Annotated in this window: 20 protein-coding genes; 4 read left to right on the forward strand and 16 right to left on the reverse strand. The window is 62.5% G+C overall.

The window, feature by feature from the left end; genetic code table 11:
* Nucleotide 1 precedes the first annotated feature (1 nt).
* Both hutH and hutI read right to left on the reverse strand, forming a co-directional pair.
* Nucleotides 2-1,537 carry a histidine ammonia-lyase gene (gene hutH, locus NA8A_RS07185; RefSeq protein ID WP_009756245.1) on the reverse strand — a complete coding sequence of 512 codons (1,536 nt, stop codon included), beginning with the start codon at nucleotides 1,535-1,537 and terminating at the stop codon, nucleotides 2-4.
* Nucleotides 1,538-1,551: 14 nt separating this feature from the next.
* Nucleotides 1,552-2,778 (reverse strand): imidazolonepropionase, encoded by a 1,227-nt coding sequence (hutI, locus tag NA8A_RS07190; RefSeq protein WP_009756246.1) that lies wholly within the window; start codon nucleotides 2,776-2,778, stop codon nucleotides 1,552-1,554.
* A gap of 109 nt (nucleotides 2,779-2,887) precedes the next feature.
* Here hutI and NA8A_RS07195 point away from each other — a divergent pair, with 109 nt between their 5' ends.
* The 3 genes from NA8A_RS07195 to NA8A_RS07205 all read left to right on the forward strand — a co-directional run bounded on the left by NA8A_RS07195 (nucleotide 2,888) and on the right by NA8A_RS07205 (nucleotide 5,653).
* A complete protein-coding gene (locus NA8A_RS07195; RefSeq protein ID WP_009756247.1) occupies nucleotides 2,888-4,231 on the forward strand; it encodes a formimidoylglutamate deiminase in 1,344 nt (447 codons plus the stop codon).
* 124 nt (nucleotides 4,232-4,355) lie between these two features.
* Nucleotides 4,356-5,090 (forward strand): histidine utilization repressor, encoded by a 735-nt coding sequence (hutC, locus tag NA8A_RS07200; RefSeq protein WP_009756248.1) that lies wholly within the window; start codon nucleotides 4,356-4,358, stop codon nucleotides 5,088-5,090.
* Nucleotides 5,091-5,122: 32 nt separating this feature from the next.
* Entirely contained in the window at nucleotides 5,123-5,653 is a 531-nt protein-coding gene (locus tag NA8A_RS07205; protein WP_009756249.1) for a TIGR02444 family protein, read from the forward strand.
* Between the two features lie 8 nt (nucleotides 5,654-5,661).
* Here NA8A_RS07205 and NA8A_RS07210 read toward each other — a convergent pair whose 3' ends face one another.
* The 10 genes from NA8A_RS07210 to NA8A_RS07255 all read right to left on the reverse strand — a co-directional run bounded on the left by NA8A_RS07210 (nucleotide 5,662) and on the right by NA8A_RS07255 (nucleotide 14,848).
* Nucleotides 5,662-6,129 carry a deoxycytidylate deaminase gene (locus NA8A_RS07210; protein WP_009756250.1) on the reverse strand — a complete coding sequence of 156 codons (468 nt, stop codon included), beginning with the start codon at nucleotides 6,127-6,129 and terminating at the stop codon, nucleotides 5,662-5,664.
* A 5-nt stretch (nucleotides 6,130-6,134) separates the two neighbouring features.
* Nucleotides 6,135-7,571 (reverse strand): aldehyde dehydrogenase family protein, encoded by a 1,437-nt coding sequence (locus tag NA8A_RS07215; RefSeq protein WP_009756251.1) that lies wholly within the window; start codon nucleotides 7,569-7,571, stop codon nucleotides 6,135-6,137.
* A gap of 14 nt (nucleotides 7,572-7,585) precedes the next feature.
* Nucleotides 7,586-8,449: a dihydrodipicolinate synthase family protein gene (locus NA8A_RS07220; protein WP_009756252.1), complete on the reverse strand. Its 864-nt coding sequence runs from the start codon at nucleotides 8,447-8,449 to the stop codon at nucleotides 7,586-7,588.
* Complete coding sequence (locus NA8A_RS07225; RefSeq protein ID WP_009756253.1) at nucleotides 8,446-8,793, reverse strand: 4Fe-4S dicluster domain-containing protein; 348 nt, start codon at nucleotides 8,791-8,793, stop codon at nucleotides 8,446-8,448. Before NA8A_RS07225 ends, NA8A_RS07220 begins: the two co-directional genes overlap by 4 nt.
* 6 nt (nucleotides 8,794-8,799) lie before the next feature.
* Complete coding sequence (locus NA8A_RS07230; protein WP_009756254.1) at nucleotides 8,800-9,576, reverse strand: enoyl-CoA hydratase-related protein; 777 nt, start codon at nucleotides 9,574-9,576, stop codon at nucleotides 8,800-8,802.
* Nucleotides 9,573-10,754, reverse strand: a complete 1,182-nt coding sequence (locus tag NA8A_RS07235) for a CaiB/BaiF CoA transferase family protein (RefSeq protein ID WP_009756255.1) — start codon at nucleotides 10,752-10,754, stop codon at nucleotides 9,573-9,575. Before NA8A_RS07235 ends, NA8A_RS07230 begins: the two co-directional genes overlap by 4 nt.
* Entirely contained in the window at nucleotides 10,751-12,115 is a 1,365-nt protein-coding gene (locus tag NA8A_RS07240; RefSeq protein WP_009756256.1) for an FAD-dependent oxidoreductase, read from the reverse strand. Before NA8A_RS07240 ends, NA8A_RS07235 begins: the two co-directional genes overlap by 4 nt.
* 78 nt (nucleotides 12,116-12,193) lie before the next feature.
* Complete coding sequence (locus NA8A_RS07245; RefSeq protein WP_009756257.1) at nucleotides 12,194-13,003, reverse strand: ABC transporter permease; 810 nt, start codon at nucleotides 13,001-13,003, stop codon at nucleotides 12,194-12,196.
* Nucleotides 13,003-13,800 (reverse strand): ABC transporter ATP-binding protein, encoded by a 798-nt coding sequence (locus NA8A_RS07250; protein WP_009756258.1) that lies wholly within the window; start codon nucleotides 13,798-13,800, stop codon nucleotides 13,003-13,005. Before NA8A_RS07250 ends, NA8A_RS07245 begins: the two co-directional genes overlap by 1 nt.
* Nucleotides 13,801-13,804: 4 nt before the next feature.
* On the reverse strand, nucleotides 13,805-14,848 hold the full coding sequence (locus NA8A_RS07255) for an ABC transporter substrate-binding protein (RefSeq protein ID WP_009756259.1): 1,044 nt from the start codon (nucleotides 14,846-14,848) through the stop codon (nucleotides 13,805-13,807).
* A gap of 158 nt (nucleotides 14,849-15,006) precedes the next feature.
* On the opposite strand from NA8A_RS07255, the gene NA8A_RS07260 reads away from it, so the two are divergent.
* Nucleotides 15,007-15,912, forward strand: coding sequence for a LysR family transcriptional regulator (locus NA8A_RS07260; RefSeq protein ID WP_009756260.1), 906 nt, complete (start codon nucleotides 15,007-15,009; stop codon nucleotides 15,910-15,912).
* A 197-nt stretch (nucleotides 15,913-16,109) separates the two neighbouring features.
* On the opposite strand, the gene NA8A_RS07265 is transcribed toward NA8A_RS07260, so the two are convergent.
* Genes NA8A_RS07265 through NA8A_RS07280 form a run of 4 tightly spaced genes read right to left on the reverse strand, consistent with a single transcriptional unit; the run spans nucleotide 16,110 to nucleotide 20,668 of the window.
* A complete protein-coding gene (locus tag NA8A_RS07265; RefSeq protein WP_009756261.1) occupies nucleotides 16,110-16,874 on the reverse strand; it encodes an SDR family NAD(P)-dependent oxidoreductase in 765 nt (254 codons plus the stop codon).
* A gap of 1 nt (nucleotide 16,875) precedes the next feature.
* Nucleotides 16,876-18,597, reverse strand: a complete 1,722-nt coding sequence (locus NA8A_RS07270) for an SMP-30/gluconolactonase/LRE family protein (RefSeq protein ID WP_009756262.1) — start codon at nucleotides 18,595-18,597, stop codon at nucleotides 16,876-16,878.
* Nucleotides 18,594-19,577 (reverse strand): NAD-dependent epimerase/dehydratase family protein, encoded by a 984-nt coding sequence (locus NA8A_RS07275; RefSeq protein WP_009756263.1) that lies wholly within the window; start codon nucleotides 19,575-19,577, stop codon nucleotides 18,594-18,596. The genes NA8A_RS07270 and NA8A_RS07275 overlap by 4 nt, the downstream gene beginning before the upstream one ends.
* Complete coding sequence (locus NA8A_RS07280) at nucleotides 19,574-20,668, reverse strand: ABC transporter ATP-binding protein (protein WP_009756264.1); 1,095 nt, start codon at nucleotides 20,666-20,668, stop codon at nucleotides 19,574-19,576. Before NA8A_RS07280 ends, NA8A_RS07275 begins: the two co-directional genes overlap by 4 nt.

Genomic DNA, 20,668 nt, shown 5'->3' on the forward strand with positions numbered 1-20,668 from the left:
CTCAATCCTCCAGCGCGGGCAGAAGGTCCGGTCCGATGCTGGCGGTTAGCGCCCCTGCAGCCACGAGACCGGTGGCAGCGGCCAGATCGGGAGCCATATAACGGTCTTCATCGAGGCCGGGAACGGCTTCGCGCAGGCAGGCGGCGGCCTTCTGCAACAGGGGACTGGTGGTCAGTGGCGCGCGCAATTCCACGCCCTGCACGCCGGCAAGCGCCTCGATGCCGATGATGGCGAACAGGTTTTCCGTCATCTGCAACAAGCGGCGCGCGCCATGGCAGGCCATGGACACATGATCTTCCTGATTGGCGGATGTCGGCGTGGAATCCACCGAGGCCGGATGAGACATCTGCTTATTCTCGCTCATCAGCGCGGCTGAGGTGACCTCAGCGATCATGAGGCCCGAATTCAACCCTGGTTTGCGGGCAAGGAACGGGGGCAGGCCGTAGGAGAGCGCCGGATCGACCAGAAGCGCGATGCGGCGCTGGGCGATAGCCCCGATCTCGCAGATGGCGATGGCGATCTGGTCGGCGGCGAATGCAACCGGTTCGGCGTGGAAATTCCCACCCGAAACCACGCTCTCGTCGGACAGGACCAGCGGATTGTCGGTGACCGCATTGGCCTCGATCTCCAAGGTGCGCCCAGCCTGGCGCAACAGGTCGAGGCAGGCGCCATCGACCTGCGGCTGGCAACGGATGCAATAGGGGTCCTGCACACGCTCATCGCCGTCGAGATGGCTCTGGCGGATTGCCGACCCATCGAGCAATGCGCGTAGCGCTGCCGCCGTGTCGATCTGGCCGCGATGACCGCGTAGCGTGTGTATGTCGGCGGTAAATGGAGCGGATGAACCCATCGCTGCATCCGTCGACAAGGCGCCTGTGATCAACGCCGCCTGGGCAGCCCGATGGGCGCGGAACAGACCGGCCAACGCCAGGGCCGTCGAAGCCTGCGTACCGTTGATAAGCGCAAGACCTTCCTTAGCGGCAAGCACGACCGGTGCAAGACCGGCGCGCTCAAGCGCAGCACTTCCTGAAAGGCGCTCGCCTTCGAAAAAGGCTTCACCCTCGCCCATCATCACGGCAGCGAGATGAGCGAGCGGGGCCAGATCGCCCGATGCGCCGACAGACCCCTTTTCAGGGATCAGCGGTGTCACCCGCCTTTCCAGCATTCCCTCGATGAGGCGCACCAGATCGAGGCGCACACCCGAAGCTCCCCGCCCAAGGGAGATGAGCTTCAGCGCCATGATCAGCCGCACGATGTTCTCGGGCAGCGCCGCACCGACGCCGCAGCAATGCGACAGGATCAGATTGCGTTGCAAGGTTGCGGTATCGGCTGCATCGATCTTGATCGAAGCCAGTTTTCCGAAGCCCGTATTGACGCCGTAAACCGGCTCGTTGCCCGCAGCGATGGCGGCGATGCGAGCCGCCGCCTTCTCAATCTGGGTATCGAAACCGCGGTCGAGGACCGCGTTCTCGCCGGACCAGTAGATGGAAGCCAGATCTGCAAGGGGGACGGTGCCGGGGTGAAGCGTGATGGTCATGTTGCTCTTCTCGGTTACAGGGTGGCGTCACGGCCAGCGCGGATACGCGCATGCAGGGGATTGAAGCCGATGCGGTAAACCAGTTCGGCGGGTTCGGAGATATTCCAGACTGCAAGGTCCGCTGCCTTGCCCGCTTCCAGAGTGCCTATCTCGTTAAGCTTCCCAAGGGCGCGCGCCGCCTCGCGGGTAACGCCGGCAATGCATTCCTCGACCGTAAGGCCGAAGAGGGTCGCGCCCATATTCATGGTGAGCAGCAATGAGGTCAGCGGCGACGTGCCCGGATTGCAGTCGGTCGCCAGGGCGATATGGGTCCCGTGCTTGCGGAAAAGATCGACCGGCGGCTTTCTGGTTTCGCGAATGAAGTAGAAGGCGCCGGGCAAAAGCACCGCGACGGTACCGGAATTCGCCATGGAGGCCGCCGCCGCCTCGTCCGCATATTCGAGATGATCCGCCGACATCGCCTTGTAGCCGGCAGCGAGTTCCGCGCCATGCAGGTTGGAAAGCTGGTCGGCGTGCAGTTTCACCGGAAGATCGAGCGCCCGCGCCTTATCGAAGACAAGCCGCATCTCATCGGGCGAAAACGCGATGCCCTCGCAAAAACCATCCACCGCATCGACAAGGCCTTCCGAATGCGCGGCCTCAAGTCCCGGCAAAACCACCTCGCGCAGGAACGCGTCGTTGCGTCCCTTGTATTCAACCGGCGTTGCGTGGGCGCCGAGATAGGTGGCGGCAATCGCCACATCGCGCACCGAACCGAGTGTGCGGGCCGCACGCAGCATCTTGAGCTCGTCCTCGACGGTCAATCCGTAGCCAGACTTGATTTCGACGGTGGTTGCGCCTTCGGAAAGCAGCGTATCGAGACGCGGCAGGCTTTCGCGCACCAGATCGGCCTCGCTTGCCGCGCGGACATTGGACACCGAGGAAACGATGCCGCCGCCCGCCCGTGCAATCTCCTCATAGGAAGCGCCGGCAAGCCGCATCTCGAATTCGCGTGCCCGATTGCCTGCATGAACCAGATGCGTGTGGCAATCGATCAGGCCCGGCGTGATCCAGCGCCCCTCGCAATCGATGGTTTCCGCCCCCGCCAGCGTTTCGGACGGCAGCTCCGCCATTGGCCCGGCAAACAGGATGCGGCCATCGCGCACCGCGACAGCGGCCTTTTCCACGACGCCCAATCCGGCAAGGCGCGGGTCCAGCGTTGCTAGCCGCGCATTGCTCCAGATGCAATCGCCTTTCGCCATCGTCACTCCTCCGAGACAGGTGTTGCTTCAGCGTCGTATTGCTATTATGTATATACTTAATCAAAAATGGCGCAAGCCAAAAGTCCGATGAATTAGCCGGGAGGCCGCAATGACAGTGATCCATGCCGAAAATGCCCTTCTGCCGGACGGCCTTGCCCATAAGGTTCGCGTCGTCTTTTCCGCGACTGGCATCGAAAGCGTGGAACGGGACGCAGCACCGCAGCCCGGCGATGAGCGTCACCGCTTCCTGCTGCCCGCCATGGCCAATCTGCACAGCCATGCGTTTCAACACGCCATGGCCGGTCTTGCCGAACGGCGCGGGCCCGGCGCAGACAGTTTCTGGAGCTGGCGCACGGAGATGTATCGCATCGCCCTGTCGATGGCGCCGGACCAGGTCGAGGCTGTCGCCGCCCATCTTTACATGGAGATGCTCGAAGCAGGTTTTTGCCGCGTCGGCGAATTTCATTATCTCCATCACGACAGGGACGGCAGCTCCTATGCCGACCCTGCCGAGATGGCCGAACGCATAGGCGCAGCAAGCGCCCAAACGGGTATCGCACTGACCCTTCTTCCCGTTTTCTATGCGCATTCCGGGTTTGGAGGAGCAGAACCCGCTGACGGCCAGCGACGCTTCATTCACACGGTCGATGCCTTCGAAACGCTCATGGGACGTGCGCGCACTATCGTTGCAGCACTTCCCGGCGGCGTGCTTGGCGTTGCGCCGCACAGCCTGCGCGCCGTAACTGCGCAAGAGCTTGGCGAGGTGCTGCCGCTTGCCCAGGGAGGGCCGATCCACATTCATGTCGCCGAGCAAGTGAAGGAGGTGGAGGACTGTGTGGAATGGTCGGGATTGCGACCGGTGGAATGGCTGTTCGAGCATGCCGCTCCCGACGCACGCTGGTGCCTGATCCATGCCACGCACATGACCGATGCCGAGACCACCCGCATGGCGCGCAGCGGCGCCATCGCCGGCCTTTGCCCTATCACCGAAGCCAATCTGGGCGACGGGGTGTTCCCGGCCCCCGCATTTCTGGAAGCCGGCGGCGCATTCGGCGTCGGCTCAGACAGCAACATCCTGATCTCGCTGACCGAGGAACTGAGAACGCTGGAATATTCGCAACGGCTCTTGCGCCGCGCGCGCAATGTCGTGGCCGAACCCGGTCAATCGACGGGGACAAACCTGTTCCAGCGCACCACGACAGGTGGCGCACAGGCACTGGGAAGCGTGAGCGGCATTGCGGCCGGCCATCCCGCCGATCTGATTACGCTCGATCTCACGTCGGTTGACTATCTGCCTGGGGAACGCGTCCTCGATCACTTCATCTTCGCGAAGGGCATTGGCGTGGATAGCGTCTGGGTCAGCGGTAGCAAGAAAGTGGAAGGCGGGCGGCATCGCAACCGTTCAGTCATCGTGGAGCAGTTTTCCCGAGCCATGAAGGCGCTTGCCGGATAAGGGGCTATTGCCGGTGTTGAGCGCCAACCGCTGGCAGATTTGCCGTTGCCATACAGGGGCGAGACTTTCCACCCGGCTGCAAAATACCGTAGTGAATGCTGGGCAGAGGAAGAATCGGGATCACGTGGCGAACCGCAGCGGCAAGGAAGCAACCCTCCATCAAACGATCCTGAGCGAGATCGAAGGGCGCATCGTATCTGGCGAATGGGCGCCCGGTTTCCGCCTCCCCTTCGAAATGGAACTGGCGGAACAGTATGGCTGTTCCCGCATGACCGTGAACAAGGTCATGACCCAGCTTGCCAATGCGGGTCTGATCGAGCGGCACCGCAAGGCGGGCAGCTTCGTGCGCCGCCCGCATGCACAATCCGCCGTCATGGAGATCCACGACATCGAGGTCGAGGTGAACTCGCTTGGCCTTCCCTATGCCTACAAGCTTCTTGCCCAAAGGAAACGCAAGGCGAACGCCGAAGACAAGAGCCTCATGAGCCTGCCTGCGGCAACACCGGTCATGGAATTGCTTGCGGTTCACCGGGCTGGCCGCAGACCCTTCTGCGTCGAGGAACGCCGTATCAATGCCCGCGCGGTGCCCGAGGCGGCGGAAGCCGACTTTTCGCAAACGCCGCCGGGTCAGTGGCTGATCGCACAAGTGCCGTGGAGCACGGCCGAAAACCGCATTCAGGCTGTTGCGGCCTCTCCCGAAATAGCGCGGCACCTCGACGTGCCGGAAGGCACCGCCTGCCTGTCCATCGAGCGGCGCACCTGGAGCCCCGCCGAAACAATCACCTTCGTACGGCTGACCTATCCCGGCGACGCCCACACACTGGTTGCCCGTTTCAAGCCCGCCCAGGGAACGGCCTGAACCGCTCCAGAGATATATGGAGGATGCCAAACATGCAGGAAGCTGCTCCCCCTCAACTCGATCTCGACGGTGAAATCTGGCGTTTCGCACTCGAATTCTACGGTGCGTCCGGCGTTTCGGAAACCTGCCTGCGCCTGCAGGATGAAGCCGGCCTCGATGTCGTCGCGGCGATCGTCATTCTTTACGCTGAAGCAAAACTTCACCGGCGCCTGACCGCCGGTCAGGTGCAGCAACTGCAATCCGATATGAAGAGCTGGCGCGATGAAACCGTGCTTCCCTTGCGCGATCTGCGCCGGCGCCTGAAAGCACCGCCTTCCAGTTTTCCAGCCGCTGAAACGGAAGGCCTGCGCAATCTGATCAAGAAAGCCGAATTGCGTTCCGAGCAAATTCAGCTTGCCATGGGCGAACACTGGCTCGCCACCCTTCCCGCCCTGGAAGGACTGGCCGTGGAAGCTGCGCTTGGCCTGCTTCTCAACCCATCATCCGGCACCCTGCCGGACGATGCCACGACACTGATCGAACACCTGGTGAAGGCAGCCACGAAAGCAGCCTCAGGCAGCTGACGCCGCCGCTATCGCTCTTGAGCCGATACGGAGACACCCGCCTCGCGAAGCATGATCTCCGATACATCGAAGCTGTGATCGAGCTTGCCGTCATTCTCAGGCTTCGGCGGGCATTCGACACAGGCAATGCCCGACTGGATGATAGCGCGCGCGCAATCCGCGCAGGGAAACCGGTTCACGTAGAGCGTGCATCCGGCCAATGCGGCGCCGGACCGCGCCGCATTGTAGATGGCGTTGCGCTCGGCATGCTCGATCCAGAAGAACTTTTCGCCGCTCGCCCGGTCGAAACGGCGATCATCGCCGGACGAAACCCCGCGCGGCAGGCCATTATAGCCCGTCGCGCGGATCTCGTGCCCCGGCCCGACGACCACGGCTCCAACCTTGAAGTCGCGATCTTCGGACCAGCCGGAAACCTGGTCGCACAGCCCCAGAAAACGATGGCGCCATCCCTCGTTGCCCGATGCCTTGTCGATCATCGCCGTCATCCTGCGAAGACGTAGGCGGTCTTGACCGTAGTGTAGAACTCCGCCGCATAGCGTCCCTGCTCGCGCGGTCCGAAGGACGACCCCTTGCGGCCGCCGAAAGGCACGTGAAAATCGACGCCGGCCGTCGGAAGATTCACCATCACCATTCCGGCCTGGGATTTCCGCTTGAAGGTGCGTGCGGCTTTCAGGCTCGTCGTGCAGATGCCCGCCGAAAGGCCGAATTCCGTATCGTTTGCCACGGCCAGCGCCTCGTCGAAATCGCCAACCTTGATCACCGATCCGCAGGGGCCGAAGATTTCCTCACGGTTTATGCGCATGGAATTGTTGGTGCCAAGGAAAAGGGCGGGAGCCTGAAAGAAGCCGTTCGTCGCAAGATCGAGCTGTTCGCCGCCGATCACCTCTGCCCCTTCTTTCCGGGCAAGCTCGACGTAGGAAAGGTTGGACTGAAGCTGCTTGCCATCGACCACCGGGCCGATCTGGGTTTCGGGAGCTAGCGCATCCCCCACCTTGAGGGCCCGCATGCCGGCGACCAGTTTTTCCACGAACGCATCGTGAATGCCCGCTTCGACGATCAGCCGCGAGGACGCGGTGCAGCGCTGGCCGGTGGAGAAGAACGTGCCGTTCAGACAGGCAGCGACCGCCACGTCGAGATCGGCATCGTTGAGCACGACCATCGGGTTCTTGCCACCCATCTCCAGCTGGCTTTTGCGCTTCATGCGCCCGCAGACTTCGGCGATGTGGCTGCCGGTCGGCACCGACCCGGTGAATGAGAGGGCATCAATGTCGGGATGCGTGACGAGCGTTTCGCCCACCACCGAGCCGCGGCCCATCACTAGGTTGAACACGCCGGGTGGACAGCCGCATTCATCGAGCAGGCGCGCAATCACATGAGCGCAACCCGGCGTGAGATCGGCGGGCTTGAGAACGACGCAATTGCCGTAGGCAAGCGCCGGTGCCGTCTTCCAGGCGGGAATGGCAATCGGGAAATTCCAGGGGGTGATCAGGCCGACCACGCCGACCGGCTCGCGTGTAACCTCGACATCGATATCGGGGCGTACCGAAGCCTGCAGGTCGCCGGCGACCCTGAGCGCCTCGCCGGCAAAGAACTTGAACACCTGCGCGGCGCGCAGGGTCTCGCCAATGCCCTCGGCGAGCGTTTTGCCCTCCTCGCGCGACAGAAGCCGGCCGATTTCCTGCGAACGCTCGGCGAGCTTGCGGCCAACGGCCTCGAGCAGATCATGACGGGCCTGCGGGGTGGCATCAGCCCAGCCGGGAGCCGCGGCCTGCGCCGCCTCCACCGCCCTTTCCGCGTCGGCGGCGCTGCCCTGCGCATAAAGACCGATCACCTCGTCACGGTTCGACGGATTGCGGTTCTCGCCATAGGCGTCGGCGCTGACCCACTCACCGCCGATCAGGTTGTCGTGCTTGTCCATCTCGTTCCTCCAGTTCAAAGCTCTTCGGCGATGCGGTCGAGAGCATCACGCGAAGCATTGCCGAGCGCCGCGAAAGGCGGAAGGACACGGCTCCATGCGGCATCGCCGGAGCGCTTGCCGACCAGATATTTTACGGCCGGAACGAGCGGGTGCGCCGCGATGTCGGATCGCAACCCGGCGATCCGTGCGGCAAGGCCGTCCCTGTCTCCCTCAACCATGAGGCTGGCGCAGAGCGGCGCACTGACATTCACCGTCGCGGAAATACATCCCGCGAAGCCCGCTTCGTCGGCCTGCGCCAATGCCGTTTCGGAACTGGGGAAGACCTTCAGGCCCGGCACGGTTTCGACAAGCTTTCGGCAATAGGCGAGATCGCCTGAGGAATCCTTGATACCGGTAAAGCGGCGTGGGTTAGCCTGCACCAACCGTGCAACCACGTCCACCGGAATAGGCACACCCGTCATCTGCGGGAAATTGTAGAAATAGACTTCGATCGGCGTGTCGCCGAGAGCCTGGTCAAGTGCCTGATACCAGGCGACAAGGCCGTCATCGCTTACCGGCTTGTAATAGAATGGCGGCAGAACGAGAGCCACCCGATACCCCAGCTCCGCTGCGGTGAGCGTCAGGTCGAGCGTATCCTCCAGCGCCGGCAGCCCGGTGCCTACCATCAGCTTGTCGGGGCCGAACGCCTCCACCGCCCAGGCCATGACCTGCTTGCGTTGCGCCACCCCAAGCGAATTGGCTTCACCGGTGGTGCCCAGCACGTTCAGTGCATCGCAACCATTGGCCAGCGCCCAATCGCAATGTTCCAGAAAGGGCTCCTTCAGGGCCGCGCCATTCTCGTCCACCGGTGTCGGAACGGCAGCTACTATGCCTTTCATGATATTTTTTCCTCGACTGTTCTTCTTGGGAAATCGCGCACTACGGGATGATCCTTAATCGGTGCGTCGCCGCGGCGCCATCCGCCAGGTTCAATGAGTTTTCCGTCCAGATCGTAAAAGACGTCATTGTTGATGCCGATAAATGCCTCGTCCGCCCCGCTCACCTCGTCGGCGTAGCGGATCGCATCGACGGGGCAGATGCTTTCGCACATGCCGCATTCGATACATTCCACCGGGTGGATGTAAAACATCCGCTCGCCTTCATAGATGCAGTCGACAGGGCAGCTTGTGGTGCAGATGCCATCCTTGATGTCGATGCATTCGCTCTTGATGATCAGAGGCATTGCACCTCACTTTCCCTGCCAGACGGGAGCCCGTTTCTCGCGGAAGGCACGCACGCCCTCATCCTGATCTTCCGACAGAAGTGCGGCGGTCAGCTCCGGCGTCTGGAGCGCGCGCGCCTCACGAGGCGAAAGGTGCGCTGTCTTTCGCAGCGTCGCCTTGATCGCCTTTGTCGAAAGGGGCGCGCAAGCCAGGATGTCGGCCACCCATGCATCCACTTCCGCATCCAACGCCTCGGCAGGCACGACCGCGTTCGCAAGGCCGCAAGCGGCAGCCTCGGCCGCACTCATCATCCGGCCCGTCAACATCAACCCGGCAGCGATATTGCGCGGCACGAGCCGCTGCAGCGCGACCATGCCGCCATCGAGCGGCAGCCGCCCCACCTTTGCCTCGGGCAGCCCGAACCGCGCCGTGTCGGCAGCGATGACGATATCGCAGCCCAGCACCATCTCCAGACCGCCGCCCAGCGCCAGCCCGTTGACCCGCGCGATGACCGGCACCGCCAGGCTCTCACGCAATGCGATGCCGCCGAAGCCATTCGGATTCTGCCGCGCCCAATATTCGAGCCCGGAAAGCCCGGATCCGGATTTGAGGTCGGCGCCCGCCGAAAAGGCGCGCTCTCCCGCCCCGGTCAGCACGACGCAGCGGATGCGCTCGTCCTTTTCGATCTTCTGCCAGATCGCTTCCAGAGCCCTTTCCGTCTCGGCGTCGACAGCGTTCATGCGCTCCGGCCGGTCGATGGTTACCCGCGCCAGATGGCCATCGATGTCGAAACATACACTCATTCCGCTGCCCTCGCCGCTTGTTGCAGGCCGAATTCATCGATCACCTCGCGGGTGTGCTCGCCAAGGCGCGGCGGCGCATGACGCAGCACCAGCGGAGCATCACTCAGATGCACCGGCGAGCCGATGACCCTGAGCGGCCCGAGCACGGGGTGATCGAAGTCGAGCAACATGCCGTTGATCGCGGTCTGCGGATCGTCGAGCGCTTCGCCCAGCGCACGCACCGGCGCGCAAAGCAAATCCTGTTCCTCAAGACGCGCGATCCAGTGAGCGGTCGTATCGGTGGCGAAGACCTCGCGGAAACGACCTTGCAGATAGGGCTTACTGGCGCGCTGGCTGGCCAGGTCGGGATACTCGCCCGACAGATCCTCGATACCGAGCGCTGTGCATATGTCACGCAGGGGATTTGCCTTGAATGCCCCGACCACGACCAGAGCCCCGTCCGTTGTGTCGAACACGCCGGTGAGCGGCATGGCGGCCCAGTTCAGCACCTCGCGGTGCTTGCTCCACTGCGCGGCCTCCTGCATCTGCATGGCGATCATGGAATCGTAAAGCGAAACGGAAACCTTCTGGCCATGGCCCGTCTTTTCACGCGCCAGGAGTGCCGCAAGAACGCCCTGCACCAGATGCATGCCGGCGGTGTAATCGCACAGCGTCGTGGGATAGATGGAGCGCGGAATGGACGGGTCGGCCGTCTTTTCCATGACGCCGCTCATCGCCTGGGCAAGCACGTCCTGCCCCCCCTTGTGGGCATAGGGGCCCTTTTCGCCGAACCCCGTGCCCGACGCGCAGATGATGCGCGGGTTGATCGTCTTCAGTGTCTCATAGCCGAAGCCGAGCCGATCCATGACGCCGGCGCGGAAATTGTCGACCACCACATCGGCCTGGCGCACGAGATCATAGACCATCTGTTTGCCAATCGGGGACTTGGTATCGATTTCCATCGACCGCTTGTTGCGGTTGAGGGAGGAATAGACGGCGTTGTTCATGCCCTGCTCCGACCGCTGGTCGAAGAAATGGCGCGAGAGGTCGCCGGCGCCGGGCCGTTCGATCTTGATGACGTCGGCTCCGAAATCGGCAAGCATCTGCGTGGCGCAGGGGCCGAGCATGACCTGGGTGAAGTCCAGAATGCGGACTCCGGAAAGGGGAAGAGTATCGGTATTCACGTTGGTGTCCTTCATTCGGCTGCGACGTTTTCAACGAGTGCATTGGCAGACGGAACGTCGCCCGGATCGGCGCCCTGCGCGCGCATGCGCTTCTGGATGGTCGCGACATCGGCATCGCGCAGCGCGCAATTCTGTTCCAGCGCCACCGCAACGGCGACGCCGGCCGCCTCGCCCTGCGCCATGCAGGGCGGGATTTCGCGCGAAAGCTTCTGTGCCTCGCTCTCGACGGAATAGTGACGCCCCGCCACGATCAGGTTATCGACCCCCTTGGGCAGCAGCGCCCGCAGCGGCGTATAGTAGTCGCGGCCACGGCATACGCTGTCGGCGAAATGGCGGCGCGAGCGCACATCGTCGCGCGTGACCACATACTCGCCCTGTAGGAGCCGCGTCTGGCGAACGCCGATCTGTTCGGCAGCGCCCAGCATCTTGGCGTTCTCGAAGCCCGGCAGGTTGGCCCGCACGAAGGGCAGGAGGTTCATCATTCGCGAACGGCCTTCCACCTCGGCAGCCAGCATGTCCTCCGGCGACAGCCCGTCATAGCCCGGCATATGCGGGCAATTGCACCACACGATGCCCGGCAGGGGCGTCTTCAGCCACCACATGCCCCAGGCCCCGCCGATGACCCGGCGCACCTGGCGGTCGAGCGCCTTGTATTCCTCGGGGTTCTCATATTCGAAGGCTTCCGCCCTGGCGGTATCGACGTCGCACAGGCGGAACACCGTCGTGACGATATATTGCCCGGTCAGGAACGACGCGCCGGCCGAGGACGCGACGTCGAGATCGCCGCTGGCATCGATCACCATTTTGGCGCGGATTGCCTGACGGCCAAGCTTGGTCTGGCAGATCACGCCGGTCACGCGGCCATCCTCCACCAGCGCCTCGGAGAACCAGGAATGAAGGCGCAGGTTCACTCCGGCCTCGCGCACGAGATCAAGACTGACCCGCTTCCAGCAATCCGGGTCGAAGGCAACGGCATGGATGATCGGCTGCGGAGTGCCGGTCTTGTGAAAGTCGATGCACCCCCAGCGGGACCATTTCTTCCACATCTCCCAATTGGTCAAGCATTCCTGAGGTGGCGGGTAGACGGCGCCATCCTGCGCGGCCATGCGGTCGACGAACTCGCTGACGATGCCGGTGGTGACAATCTCGTTGCCGTCATTGACCATGTCGTCGAGAACGAGAACCATTCCGCCCGACGCCATGCCACCGAGGTGATGATAGCGTTCCAGAAGCGTGACGGAGCAGCCGTTGCGGGCTGCCGACACGGCTGCGCTCAGACCGGCCGGGCCGCCGCCCACAACCACGACGTCGCAATCGGCGACGACCGGAATCTGCTCGCTGCGGTTCAAGGAAATATGCGTTGTGCTGGTGCTCATTTCGGCGCACTCCTCCCGTTGGGCCGCCTTGCAGCGGCCCGGTTTCAGTTCGAATTGTCGCTTCTTCTCAGGCTGCGCTCACCACCGCACCACCAGCCGTTCGGCAATCGTCACCGCCGCAAACAACAGCACCGACAGGCCCGATGAGAGGAACACCGTGGCGTAGAGCAGGGCGGAACGGAAATTGAAGGTGGCATCGATGATCAACGCTCCCAGTCCAAGGTCCGCTCCCACCCATTCGCCGACGATGGCGCCGATGACGGATGTGGTGGCCGCGATCTTCAATGCCGAGAAAAGGAACGGCAGCGAGGACGGCAGGCGGATCTTCCAGAACACTTCCGACTTGGAAGCCGACAGAATGCGGGCGAGCTCGAGCGCCTGCGGACTGACGGCCTGCAGACCGCGCACCATGTTGACCAGCGTCGGAAAGAAGCAGATCAAGGCCGCGATCACCACTTTCGCCGTTAGTCCCGCGCCGAAGATCAGCACCAGGATCGGCGCAATGGCCAGGATCGGGATGGTGTTGATGAACACGGCAATCGGAAAGAAGGCGCGTTCGGCCAGCCGGCTGTGCACGAAAGCAACCGCGATCAGAACCGCGGCCAGATTGCCCACGGCAAAGCCCATCAGGCTTTCATAGAGCGTCGGCCAGAAATTCCGCATGAGCTGCGGAAACTCCTCGACCAGGGTGGAGGCCACCGCGCTGGGGGTCGGCGCGATGTAATCGGGCACACCGAACACACGGACACCGGCTTCCCACAGAAAGATCAGCGTCGCGGCGGTCGCCACCGGCGTGGCAATCGCGACGAGGCGGTTTCTTCGTGCCGCCGCGATCTCGGCGGCTTCGTCGCTTGCAATGACATTCAGCGTATTTTCGACAGCGGTCATCAGCACGCCTCCAGCAGCCCGCGCAGATGCGCGGAGTAGCGAGTGAACTCTGGCGTATCGCGCTGCGCAATGCTGCGCGGATATGGCAGATCGATATCCACGATCTCGTGCAGCCGGCCCGGATGCGCCTTCAGCATCAGCACCTTCTGGCCCAGAAACACTGCTTCGGGGATCGAGTGGGTGACAAAGAGGATCGTCACCCCCGTCTCTTCCCACACCTTGAGAAGCTGCAGGTTGAGATGGTCCCTGGTCATCTCGTCGAGCGCACCGAACGGCTCATCCATAAGGAGCAGTTTCGGTTTGCACACCAGAGCGCGGGCAATCGCCACACGCTGGCGCATGCCGCCAGAAAGCTCGTGCGGCAACGCATGCTCCCGGCCTTTCAGCCCCACCAGTTCCAGAAGCTCCATCGGGCTCTTGTCGCTGACGGGAATGTCGATGCCGCGGCTACGGCCGATTTCGAGCGGAAGCTCGACATTCTTCAACGCGCTGCGCCAGGGCAACAGCGTCGCATCCTGGAAAACGAAGGCGAATTCCCGCGCCAGGCGCGCGGCCTCCGTTGTCTTTCCGAAGACCGAGACCTCGCCCGCCGCCGGCGGAATGAGGTCCGACACCAGACGCAAAAGAGTCGACTTGCCGCAACCGGACGGGCCGAGGATGGAATAGAAAGCGCCTGCCTCTATCTCCAGGCTGATATCCTGGATGGCCGTGAACTGGCCGAACTTGACCCAGGCATTGCGCAGGCTCGCTGCAGGGACCTGGGTTCCTGCAGCTGCATTCAGGGAAACGGCGTCCATCGGATCAACCGACCTTCGGGCGGACGTCGGCGGTCTTGTCCAGAATGTCCAGCGTCATGATATCGTCGACCGCCGGCGCACCCTTTGCGAACTGGCCGAGACCATCATAGGTGTCGATCTGTGCCTGCCAGTTCTCGCGGGTCATCACACCCCAGCCGCCAGCCTTCGTTTTTTCGCTGAATGAGTAACCGACGACGAGCGGCACGGCCTTGAGCTCGCTTTCCTTGTCCAGGTTCGGCAGGCGCTCGACCAGATAGTCGACGGCCTGTTCCGGATTTTCGCGCACCCAGCCCCATCCCCGTGAGATGGCGCGGATCATCCCCTCAACCTTGTCGCCATGCTCGGCCAGCACGCCGTCCGTGGTGTAGAAGGGATTGGCATAAAGCTGGATGCCGGCATCCCACAGCGTCATGTCGACCCGCTCGTCGCCGAGCACTGAAAGCGCGTTGATGTTCGTCTTCCAGCCGGTGATAGCGTCCACCTGCCCGGTCATCAGCGGCGCCATATCGCTGCCGATCACCTTGAGCTCGACCTGATCTTCCGGAATGCCGTTCTTGGCCAGGAGCGCACGGAACAGGATGCGGCCGGTCGCCTGGGTGCCGATCGTCTTGCCGATCATATCCTGCGGCGTCCTGATCGGCTTCTTCTTGAGCGAGAAATATGTGTACGGGTGCTGCTGATAACCGACGGCGATGCACTTGATCGGAATGCCCGCCGAGCGCGCCAGAAGCAAGGAAGGGCTTGAGGAGACCTGTCCGAGATTGGAGCGGCCGGAGGCTACCGAGGCGACGCCATCGATATTGGGGCCGCCTGAAACGATTTCGAACTCCAGACCTTCGTCGGCAAAATATCCGAGCTTGTCGGCGGCGATCTCTCCGAGATTGCCGTTGCCGGCAAGCCAGCCGAGCTGCATCGAAACCTTGAACTTGTCCTGTGCGGTGGCGCGCGAAATGGTCACGAAGGTTCCCGTACCCGCCAGGCCGGCGGCAACGCCCATGGTCTTGAGGAGCGAGCGACGGCTCACGCCTTTGGAAATTGCATGTGACATATGCTGGTCTCCCGGTTCCAACGATTGTGGTGATGGGCCGGCTGTTCCCCTTGCCGGCTTCCATTACGAACAGTAGAAGGGACTTGGCCGATGCAAAAAGTGCAAAAACATGCTAACAGTGAGGCATATTTTGCATCACCCCATCCCGGAGGTCCGCCGTGCATTCCAACTTCCTGCGCTACTTCGACGAAGTCGCCCGGCAAGGCTCGATCCGCAAGGCTTCGGCGATCCTCAACGTCTCCTCGACAACGGTCAACCGCAAGATCATCAGCACCGAAAACGAGATGGGTGTGCGCCTGTTCGAGCGGACGCCCGAAGGCGTGACGCTCACCGATGCCGGCGCTATCGTGCTCGAACATTGTCGCAAGACGCTGCACGATTATGAGCGCACGAGAACGCTTCTGGACGATATTCGCGACCTGCGCGCCGGGCACCTGAATATCGCCGCCATCGATTCCGTGACCTATGGCCTGTTGCCGCGCATTCTCCTGAGCTTCAACAGCATCTATCCGGAGGTGACCTATTCGATCACCACGGCGCAACCCGACGAAATCATGCAGGCGGTCGCGGACGGCTTGGCCGACATCGGCATTACCTTCACCTTCGATATGCATCCGGACGTGCGCGTCATCTCGGAGAAGACGGCCCCCATCGGCATCATCATGCGGCCCGACCATCCGTTCGCCGGGCGCGCCAACCTGACGATAGCCGACATCGCCGGCCAGAAGATGGTACGCACGGTCGATGCCCGCGGCCGCAACTCCATCATCGACCAGGCGATTTCAGGCATGTCGTCCGCCCTGTCGACCAATTGCTTCACGGACACACTTCATGTCGCCAAGCAGATGATCCTGGCCGGGCGCGGCCTCGGGCTCTATACGAAGATCGGCTTCTACGAGGACATCCAGCAGGGTACGCTGTGCTTCGTGCCTCTGATGCATGACGTGCTACTCAACCTGCGGATCGGCGTCGTCATGTCGGCTTCCTCGGGCATATCCCCACCCGAACGCCTTCTTGGAAACGAAATCCGGCGCGCGCTGGCCGAGCTCCGGCTCGATTCTTAAAGCGCGTCGCGATCTTTCAGATTCGCTCCCTGCACTTTAAGTTCTTGATCTCACGCATTTCATTTCTCCCTTCCGGGAGACATGCGTTAGGGCATTGCCCAGCCAGACCCGCCACCAGCGTTTCAAAGGAATGCGGAGGTCATAAAGATGAAGCTGGATGGCGTTACCATGAAACGACGAACCGATCTGACGGTATTCTAAACTCCACCCGACAGGACCATGACCTCGCCGGTCATGAAGCTGCAGGCATCCGAAGCAAGAAAGATCGCCGCCCCGGTCATCTCCGACGCTTCCCCGGCACGGCCCATCCAGTTCGCATTGTGGCAATAGGCGGCCCATGCCGCCGGATCGGCATTTTTTCGGTCGGCATTGCGATCCGTATCTATCAGCCCCGGCGCCAGTGTATTCAGCACAACGCCGGTGCCTGCATATTCACGCGCCTGGCTCTGGATGATGTTATGCTGGGCTGCCTTGGTCGCCGCGTAAGCCGTTACCACCGGCTTGGGTGCAATCTGATTGATCGACCCGATGTTCACCACCCTGCCCCAGCCCCTCCTGGCCATGCCCGGCAGACAGGCCTGCAGCATCTCGACCGTGGATCGGAGGTTCACGGCGAGCTGGAAATCGAGATCTTCCGATGTCAATCCGGCCAGGGACGCGTTCTTCTGGGCCGACGCATTTACAACCAGAATGTCGACAGGTCCTGCAACCGCCTCAGCCGCCGCGATCAGTCTTGCTCCGGCGCCAGGTTCCGAAAGATCCGACGCGACGGCGTCCGCCCGCGCGCCCTGCCCGCGAAGGCGCTCCGCCTCAGACTCCGCCCTGTCCTGCCGCGTACCGTGGATGACCACATGGGCCCCCGCCGCCGAAAGTCCTCCGGCTATGGCCGCTCCGATACCGCGGGTCGAACCGGTGACGAGTGCGACGCGGCCATCGAGCCCGAAGATATCGTTCAATGCCATCTCAGTATGCATCCTCTTCCAACCGCTTCGGCCCTGCACGGAATGGCGGTACCGGCAAACCGCTCGCGCCTGGCCGACAAGCGAACACCCCCCCCGAAAGCGGCGCCTCGGCAAGTGTACTTGCGGGCAGTCGCGTGCGGGCCGTGGTGATAAAGAGCGTTGCGAGGTCATCCCCGCCGAAGGTCACGCTGGTCGGGCGAGGCACTGGCAGGTCGATCGTGCGATCCAGCTTTCCATCCGGCCGGTAGCGGTTGATCCGCCAGCCATCCCAGATCGCGCACCAGACATATCCCTCACTGTCGACTGTCAGACCGTCCGGTCGTCCGTCATCCTCGGCGATACGCGCAAAAACGCGGCGGTTTTCCAGATTGCCTTCCCCAGGATTGGCATCATAGGCATAGATGACCCCTGGAACCGTATCGACAAAATAGAAGATGCGCCCATCCGGGCTCCATCCAAGCCCGTTGGACACCGTCAAGCCGGTTTCAAGACGTGCGGCCTCGCCATCCCGTGTTACCCGATAAAGCGAGCCTGTCGGCCGGCTGGCGTCCATGCGCATGGAACCGACCCAGATCGCACCGCCCGGCCCCACCTTGGCATCGTTCAAGCGGTTTTCCCGAATCTCGGCTTCGGGATGAACGAAAGGCCTCATCTGCTGTCGTTCGAAATCGAGCCATTCCAGCCCATCCTGCGAGGCCACGAGCATCGCTCCGTCCGTGGCCGGGATCACCGCGCTCACCAGCTTCCCCGTATTGCAGACCTCATTCACACCCGTTTGAGGATCGAAGCGGTAGACAGCAGGATGCAGGATATCGACCCAGTAGAGACGCCGGGCTTCCTGATGCCAGACAGGCGCTTCTCCGAGTTGGGCACCCCAGGGCAAAACACAGTTGAGGTTCAACGCCGGATCTTCCGTTCCCGACCTGGGCCGGGGGCGGGAACTGATCGCTATCGCACCGGACGCACCGGTAATGCGCCTTGCCGCAGCCATCAGCTCCCTCCCCACCGGATGAATATGCGCCGTATCCAGCCGCTGGGAGGGCCCCAAGGCAACGAGCGCACCGATCGGCTCCCCATTCCGCCCGGCGATCATGGTTGCGACCGAATTCACGCCCTGGAGATGCTCTTCATATGAAACAGCGTAACCGCGCGCCCGCGTCAGCGTCAGGTCGGCTTCAAGCCCCGCGGCGTCCCCGATGGTATGGGGCGTAAAGGTCTCGAATGTCTGTTTCTTCAGAAGGGCACGCACCATCGCGGGCTCCTGCCACGCAAGCAGCGCCTTTCCGGCCGCCGTGCAGTAGACTGGAACACGGCGCCCCGATTCGACGCGCACGCCAAGTCCATCCGGGGAGCGCTCATCCAGATACTGCACCTGCCCGTCGGACAGAACGCAAAGTGCGACCGTCTCGCCCGTCTCCCGCGTGAGCCGTTCCAGTTCAGGTCGCGCGGCCGCGGCCAGATCGAAGCTTTCCCACACCCGATGCGACAGTTCGAGGAACCGGGGCCCCAATGCATAGGTGCCGCGCTGTTCGTCCTGCCGCACCAGGCCGAAGGCGATCAACGTCTTTAGAATGCGGGCAAAGGTCGGTTTTGGCATGCCCGACAACCGCAGGAGATCGGCGAACCGCAACGGCATATGCGCATCCGCGACAAGATCCAGAAGCGTCAGCCCCTTGGCGAGTGCGGCTGCCCCGGCGGGCACATCTCCATGCTCGTCATTCATTGCGCCAGCCGCTTTGTCCTTACCTCGGCGGCCTCTTGCAGCATCCGGTCGATTGTCCATTCCGGTTTGAACCCCAGCCTTTCGCGGATCTTCCTGTTTGACGTATGATAGAAAACGCCCGCGCCGGGAAGATCGACTTTGACAATCGGCAGGCCTGTGATCTCCGCCATCCTGGCCAGAAGGGGTTCGAAATCGACCGGATCGGTGGCACCGAGATTGAATATCTCCCCGGCTGCCGCCGGATGGGTCATCGCCAGCAAGATGCCTTGGACCATATCGCGGGTGTCGGTGATGTGCATGCGGAACGGCCTGCCCTGTTCATTGCACGCCAGGATATGCGACGGCCTTCCCGGATCGGCGGCACGCAACAGATCCGCCACCTTACTGTTTCCGAAGTTCTCCTGTTGGCGCACACGCGGACGCAGGAAGAAACGCGGGCCTGAAAAGAAGCTCTCTTCGTCCAGAAGTTCCGAGGCATTCTGCGTATGGGAAAAGCGCAGAATCACAGTTTCCATGCGGCCAGCGCGCTGGTGAAAGCAAACAAGCTCCTCTCCCAGAAGCTTGGTCAGGCCATAGGGCGAATTTGCATTGCGAGGATGATTTTCATCGATTGGCTGGGAGATCGGTGCATTCTCGGGATAGACCTCGCCCGAACTGGCGAAGACGAAGCGCCGCACGCCGGCTCCGGCGGCGGCATCCAGAAGCACACGCGTGCCCTCCACATTCGCCGCGAACATTTTTGCCTTATCCGCCGGAGCCCAGGACATAAAGGCACCGAGATGCAGCACCGCATCGGCGCCCGCAGCGGCGACCTGGGCTGCGGCAGCGTCATCCAGAAGCCCCACGGTTTCGGAATAACCCGCGGCTTTACGCCCCGATGCACGAGCATCGAGGCCCATAACCTCGTGTCCCTCGGCAAGCAGCCGATCCACGACAGCGCTGCCCACTCTGCCCGAAGAGCCTGTGACAAGTATTTTCATGACCGGATCGCCCTTTCGGTCTTTGCATCGAAAAGATGGAGATCTTCAGGATTGAAGGAAAGGGTTAGCTCCTCGCCTTCGGCGAGCCCTCCTGAATGGCTGACCCTCGCGATCAATCCCTTCGAGTTCTCGTCCGCATCGTCCCCATGGATGAAAGCCTGCTGGCCACCATCGAAGTAAACGTATTTCTCGGAACCCAGGCTCTCAACGAGACTGGGGCGCACCGTAAAGGACACGGCTCCCGTGCCCAGCTGCAGATACTCCGGACGCAACCCGGCAATGACAGGTGTGCCATCTTCAACGGTCGCGGCGACCGCGACGCGCTGGCCGAAGATTTCCACCGTGCCGTTTTGAACCTTCGCCCGCAGGAGATTCATGCCGGGCGAGCCGATAAAGCTCGCCACAAACAGATTGTCCGGGCGCTGAAACAGCACGTCTGGCGCCGCGATCTGCTGAATCTCGCCGTTGCGCATGATGACGACGCGATCGGCCATCGTCATTGCTTCCACCTGGTCATGGGTAACGTAGACGGTGGTAACGCCGACCCGCTTGTGCAAGGCACTGATTTCCGCCCGCATATGAACCCGCAGCTTGGCGTCCAGATTCGACAGCGGCTCATCCATCAGGAAGGCACGGGGCTCGCGCACGATGGCGCGTCCGAGCGCCACGCGCTGGCGCTGGCCGCCCGAAAGATCCTTCGGCTTGCGGTCCAGATAGGCATCGACGGCGAGTGTCTTGGCAGCGGTCTGCACGCGGGCTTCGATATCGGTTGCCGACATGCCGCGCATCTTGAGGCCGAAGCCGATGTTCTGGCGAACCGTCAGGTGCGGGTAGAGCGCATAGTTCTGGAATACCATGGCGATATCACGGTCGCCGGGCGCCAGATCGGTCACCTCGCGGTCGCCGATGAATATCTGGCCGTCCGAAGCCGGCTCCAGACCCGCCAGAATCTTGAGCATTGTCGACTTGCCGCAGCCGGAAGGTCCGACGAGAACGAGGAATTCGCCGTCCTCGACCTCGAGCGAGAAAGGCTTGAGGACTTGCAACGCTCCATAGCTCTTGGAAACGTCCTTGATGCTGATATGGGCCAT

It is taken from the genome of Nitratireductor indicus C115, from assembly GCF_000300515.1.
In the GTDB taxonomy this organism is placed as follows: domain Bacteria; phylum Pseudomonadota; class Alphaproteobacteria; order Rhizobiales; family Rhizobiaceae; genus Nitratireductor; species Nitratireductor indicus.